At 33.6% G+C, this 6,035-nt stretch carries 5 protein-coding genes and 2 pseudogenes; all 7 read right to left on the reverse strand.

What is annotated here, in order from left to right; genetic code table 11:
- Positions 1-130: 130 nt before the first annotated feature.
- Positions 131-581: pseudogene (locus U860_RS32340) on the reverse strand (ASCH domain-containing protein).
- Positions 582-619: 38 nt separating this feature from the next.
- Positions 620-898 (reverse strand): annotated as a pseudogene (locus U860_RS0130350) (peptidase M20); the annotation flags it as partial.
- Between the two features lie 531 nt (positions 899-1,429).
- Positions 1,430-2,218 carry an undecaprenyl-diphosphate phosphatase gene (bacA, locus tag U860_RS0130355; RefSeq protein ID WP_029953216.1) on the reverse strand — a complete coding sequence of 263 codons (789 nt, stop codon included), beginning with the start codon at positions 2,216-2,218 and terminating at the stop codon, positions 1,430-1,432.
- Positions 2,218-2,955 (reverse strand): ABC transporter permease, encoded by a 738-nt coding sequence (locus tag U860_RS0130360; RefSeq protein WP_025151407.1) that lies wholly within the window; start codon positions 2,953-2,955, stop codon positions 2,218-2,220. The genes bacA and U860_RS0130360 overlap by 1 nt, the downstream gene beginning before the upstream one ends.
- The gene (locus U860_RS0130365) at positions 2,948-3,877 is read right to left on the reverse strand and encodes an ABC transporter ATP-binding protein (RefSeq protein ID WP_025151408.1); all 930 of its coding nucleotides are present in this window, start codon (positions 3,875-3,877) and stop codon (positions 2,948-2,950) included. Before U860_RS0130365 ends, U860_RS0130360 begins: the two co-directional genes overlap by 8 nt.
- Before the next feature lie 68 nt (positions 3,878-3,945).
- Positions 3,946-4,959 (reverse strand): HAMP domain-containing sensor histidine kinase, encoded by a 1,014-nt coding sequence (locus tag U860_RS0130370; protein WP_025151409.1) that lies wholly within the window; start codon positions 4,957-4,959, stop codon positions 3,946-3,948.
- Entirely contained in the window at positions 4,949-5,662 is a 714-nt protein-coding gene (locus U860_RS0130375) for a response regulator transcription factor (protein WP_025151410.1), read from the reverse strand. Before U860_RS0130375 ends, U860_RS0130370 begins: the two co-directional genes overlap by 11 nt.
- Positions 5,663-6,035: the final 373 nt, after the last annotated feature.

Below are 6,035 nucleotides of genomic sequence, written 5' to 3' on the forward strand. Positions count from 1 at the left end.
AATGACTCGTCTTTTTTGTATTTAATGAAATAAGCTTGTTATCTATGGCTCAAGAAATCCATTGATAACAAGCTTATTTGTTTAAAGGTAAGTGTATTTATATAGTATAAATTCTCAGAAAAACTTCTATTTAGTATAGTTTCACATCAATAAGCTCAAAACGTTCGCAAACGAGTAGCATATCTTCAGAAAAACTCAGACCAAGCTCAGTTAGTTCCTTTGTAAAGAACCGAACATGGGTGTCTCTCCAGTAACTATAGGTACGATCGCCTTCACCTTCAGCGATAGCGAATTCTTCGCTTACTTCATTCATTGGTGTTACAGTTACCTCTATTGTCTTAATAATAGCTACAGGTTCATCTTGGCTATTGAGTACAATACTATAATCATCGTTTGTTGGTAGCGGTTCGTTTTCTAATTCATAAAAAATATGACCGGAGCATGTTGCTGTTTTTACACCATCAATTACTAACTGTGCGAGATAATTAGGGGAATCACCAAACTGCCAAGCTGTAACAGATTTCGGCTTTGCATTGTCCCCCCCAATAAGTATCCCAATATGCTTATGCTAATGGATTCATTTGTATCGTTACCTCACTTTAGTTAATATTAATTCTCTTTATAATCCCTGAGCAATCTGCTTATTTGTAATGGCTTTGTACTCATTTAAAATTTGTATCGTTGTGTTGCGAACTAATACAGGTAATACGCTGAATGAATATGGTTTGTAAACCCGTTCTGTCCATTTATGGCCATCTTTCCCGCAGACCTCCATATTAATAGAAGGGATGTTTAATTTCCGAATTGTTTCGTACGGTAATGGATATAGTTGTTCCCATTTAGGAAAGTTTTCTAATAATGGTTTTAACTCTTCGTCAGTTTCGTGAATAGACAAGAATAGTTCATCTATAATACTAGCTTCGCCGCCGGTACCGTTAATACTATTAAAGGAAACCAAATGCTTTGTTAGTAACTCAATTTGCTCTTCTAGCGTTAAAACTTGCAGTTGTTTGTATATAGACATAGGATAAACCTCCTTAAATCTTATAATTGGAAGTCTTTCGTAGCGAAGATAAGTACAAGTGAAAACACTATAGTACGTTTACATAAATACAAGGAAGTAGTGATGTATAACAATAACCCGGAACATTTGTTCTCTATCGGTATAATGGGTACATTCAATCAATTGAGGTACTTATTTTAAACTTAGTATATGCGTTTAAAGAAGAAATGCTATTACTAGGTTCGGATTTCAAGTATAGCTTGTAACCTTACATATCCTAATGGGTTGTTCAAAGAATATTCGGATCATTAATATGAATTTATTATCACTATGCCATATTAAAAGGAGTAATACTAGAGGTGAAATAGATAAAAAACCGATATTCCAACTTGAATATCGGCTTAATAATATATAACTTATATAAAGCTATAGCAATACGAAAAACGTAAATAAGATAGCTAATAAAATACGATAATATGCAAAAGGTTTTAAACCTATCTTTTCTAAAAGCTTTAGGAATGTTACTACTGCTAACATTGCTACAATAAAAGAAGTAATGAAGCCTACCACAAACATAGGGATATCATTTACACTTAAATACTTCCAGCTTTTTAATAAGTCTAAGCCTGTAGCTCCAACCATTACAGGAAGAGCTATAAGAAAAGAGAACTCAGATGCAGTCTTATAATTTACTTTCGCTAATAGACCTCCAGAAATAGTAGAACCAGCTCTAGAGAAGCCAGGATATACTGCTAAGCATTGAAATAATCCGATTGTTAATGCTTGACGGTATGTTAAATCATCCAGAGAAAAGGTGGTTGCCTCTGCCTTTTTGACTTCTGCAAAGATCATAAGAATTGCTCCTGCTACAAGTCCAATTACGACAGTATATGGCTGAAATAAATATGTTTTAATAACATCATGCAGTAGTAAACCAGCAATTACTGCTGGAAATACGCCAAGAAATACATGGAATGCGTTGAATTTTTTCTCTTTCCGTAGAAGAGGTTTAATATTACATAAAGAAACAAGGCGTTTATGATATAAAATTGCCCCTAGCTGAATAACAATTTCAAACGTTTTTGCTCTCTCTCCCTCGAAGTCTAGTAAATGCCCGACTAATATAAGATGGCCAGTAGAGGAGATAGGTAAAAATTCAGCTAACCCTTCTACAATACCAAGTATGAAAGCAATAATAATTTCACTCCTATAAATTAATGGATATCAACCTTTTTAAAATAGAACAGTGTTGCGATAAAACTGAGAATTGCTGTTGCAGCGATGATGAGATAAGAATATTCTGGTGGATAAGTTGGTTGTAATTCATTATTTGCTATATCTAAGGTAGCAGTCCATGGAAAAAGGTCTTTATGTTTTGAATTTACGAGCATAAGGTTAGTCATCGTTATAATAATTGTTAATATAATAGGCGGTACATACGTCTTCATTGCAAGAGCTAATAGTACAATAGGTGAAGATAAAAGAAAGAGAAGTCCACCACATATTAAAAATTTTAGGAGAGAGCCTAAAAGTAAAGCAATGCTAAAACCAGAGAAGTTCCCCAGTAACCCTAATAATAAAGTAAGTGCCCAAGCGACTAAAGTAAGCATTATAATCCAAAGAAAGAGAATAATGAACTTACTTATAATAAAGTTAATGCGTGACACTGGGATAGCTAGTAAATGTTTTAGTGTATCTTCTGTATATTCACGGGTGAACAGATAAGCAACCACTACTCCATATAAGGGGAATCCCATAACTAAAGTAGTATATAAGTTAACTTCAGTGAATAATTGATGGAACAAAATAGTTGGAGTTGGCTGTTTTGTTTTTATGTGTATATAAGACGCTACTACCACTAAGAAAGGTGCGACACCAGCCCCGATAATACTAATCAAAAACATATTAGAGCGTTTGAGTTTTAATAGTTCTGTATAGAGTAGATTAACCAATTGTTCCACCTCCAACTAGCTTGGTGAAATAGTCTTCTAATCTCTCTTCACTCATCATCATTTTTAATACTTCAATATCATTAAGAACAAATGCTCTGTTAATGCGTCCTTGCTGTCCGAAATGAGAGTAAACGCGAATATTTCCTGCGTCATGTACCTCATAATCAAAAATTTGAAAATGATTTTCTAAGAGCATCGCAGCTTTATTGTCATTAGTCACTTGGAATTCTATATACCTACGGTTTGCTTTACGTAGCGTATCAAGAGAAACTTCCTCTAGTAGCTTTCCTTCATGAATAATTCCCATACGATCGACTAGTTGTTCCACTTCGGCTAGTATGTGACTAGAAATGAGTATCGTTATGTTTCTTTCTTGAGCTAAAGATTTAATAAGCTTTCGCATTTCTTTAATACCGATTGGATCGAGCCCGTTAGTTGGTTCATCTAGTATGAGTAGTTCGGGATAATGGAGAAGAGCACGTGCAATTCCTAAACGCTGCTTCATTCCTAAAGAATACTTTCCTACTAATTTTTTTGATTCATGCTGCAAGCCTACAATTTCTAATGCTTCTTCAATTGCATTCTTTTTGTGAACTCCAATTATCTTTGCATTAATTAATAAGTTTTCTCGTGCTGTTAAGTTTTCATAAAACCCTGGAACTTCAACGATAGAACCAATTCTTCTTAAAATGTCTTTTTGATTTTGGAATAAATCCTCCCCAAATATTTCAATATTCCCACTTGTAGGTTTTATAAGGCTGAGCAGCATACGAATGGTCGTTGTTTTACCAGCCCCATTTCGTCCTATGAATCCATAAATCTCTCCTTGTTGTACATTGATGTTAAGATTATCTACTGATTTTTGAGTGCCATATATTTTAGTGAGATTTGTCGTTTTTATAATTGTATTTATAGAAGACACCTACTTTCTATGAGTTCTTAATTACATGATAAAAAGAAGGGTTTAACTGCATATTAATCATTTCTTAACTATTTCTTAAAAGTAGTGTGTTTTGGGAGAGAAAAGCCAAAAGTAGTTCTTTCCCAAGGAATACTGTCAACCCATATATGTCCACCGTTTTTCGCAACGAGCGCTTTAGAAATAGAAAGCCCGAGACCGCTACCACCAAAAGAGGAGTTTCTTGATTGTTCGCTTCGGTACATTCGCTCAAATACGTTTTGTAAATCATGTTTTGGAATACCAGGGCCTTTGTCCCAAATAAGAAGTTCATATTCTGAATCGGTTTCTAGTAGTTCGACTCCTACTATTTTCCCATCCTTTCCGTAATAAATGGCATTTTTCATTAAATTACCTATAACCCGCATAAGGCTAAGATGGTCTGCGATGATAGGACAAGTAGATTCTGGTATAAAAACTTGTAGTTCGATATTATGTTTTGATAGATCAGGTAAAAACTCGATTAACACTTCTCTAGTAACTTCAGAAAAATCGAGTTCTTCTTCTTTTAATGGAAATTCATTAGCATCTAGCTTTGCCATATTGAATATTTCATCAACTAGACTTTTTAAGTTGTTTGATTTCTTATAAAGTATTTCAAGATATTCTAGCTTTTCCGTTTGAGAAGCAGCAACACCATCTTTTAAAGCGTCAATATATCCAATAATAGAAGTGAGTGGTGTTCGGATATCATGCGAGATACTAGACAAAAGTTGTTTTCTCGATTCTTGGGATCTTTTCGCCTCAATCTGAACCTTTTCTAATTCAGCTATTAGTTCGTTTATCGAAAAAACGATAGTATGTAATGAACGGTCGTTATTTGTAAATAATCTTGTTTGCAAATTTCCTTTTAGTGCACGACTTAATTTAGTGACCATCGCTTTGCGATTTTGAATGAATTGTATTCTTGAAAAGAAAAGATATATCGTAACTAAGATAAGGGTAATAAATAAAGGTATTTTTACTTTGGGACCCATGTGTATATTTAAAAGCCCGTAAATGATAAGTTGCAATGAAATAAGAAATAGAATCTTATCAGTCTTCAAGCTTTTCACCTACAAACTTATAACCAATTCCCCATACAGTTTGAATGAATTTTGGATTGGAAGGGTCGATTTCTATTTTCTTTCTAAGCTTTCTAATATGCACCATAACGGTATTGTCATCTTCTATATAATTATCGTCCCATACATTTCGAAAGAGTTGTGTTTTTGTAAATACTTGTCCTGGGTTTGAAGTGAAGAATTTTAATAGTTCAAGTTCTTTGCCGGTTAAATTGATTTCTTTTTCATTTGTATGAACTGTGTATGTATTTAAATCAATAGTTAGCCCTTTAAAAGCTAAATTTGTTTTCTCTTGTACAGTAGTGTTACTTCCAAGAACTAAAAACCGTCGCATGAGAGCTTTTACTCGTGCAACCACTTCGTGAATACTGAAAGGTTTCGTAATGTAATCATCGGCGCCAATGCTTAAACCTAAAATTTTATCAACGTCGTGATCTTTAGCGGTTAGCATTAATATAGGTACGTTAGTTTTATCTCTAAGTTTTCTACATACCTCGATCCCATCTACTTTCGGCATCATAAGATCTAATATAACGAGGTTATAGTTATTTTGATTAAACAAATGTAAGGCTTCTTCGCCATGAATTGCAGTATCTACCATATATAATTCTCGTTCTAAATATCTTTTTAATAAATCTCGGATTTCTTTGTCGTCGTCTGCTATAAGAATACGTATATCTTTCATATCGTCACCTGTTTCTAATAGAGTTTTATCGATAGTACAACATGATAAACATAGAGGTACATTAGGGAATACAATAACTCTCTAATTATATACTAGTATTTGTTAAAAAAAGGTTGCTAGTTTCGTTAGGGAAATCATTCATACAAATTAAGTAAGGTGTGACGGTTGGAGCCTTTAATTAAATTGAATATGTTTTGGGAGAATAGAATTAGTAAAGAGAAGGGGAAGATGGTTTCTCGTTAATGAAACCATTGTAGGGGCTTATCTAGCTTAAAGAGTATGAAAATATTCAAATTAAATTTTTTTATAAAAATGTGTTGACGATTAGAGTATAGAGGTGTAATATAGGACAAGTCGCCGATAGCAACAACGC

The organism is Bacillus sp. H1a (genome assembly GCF_000633475.1).
Classification (GTDB): domain Bacteria; phylum Bacillota; class Bacilli; order Bacillales; family Bacillaceae_G; genus Bacillus_A; species Bacillus_A paramycoides.

Coding starts and splice junctions, on each gene's coding strand:
- U860_RS0130375 (WP_025151410.1), bottom strand. CDS start 5,662: ATGAAAGATATACGTATTCTTATAGCAGACGACGACAAAGAAATCCGA.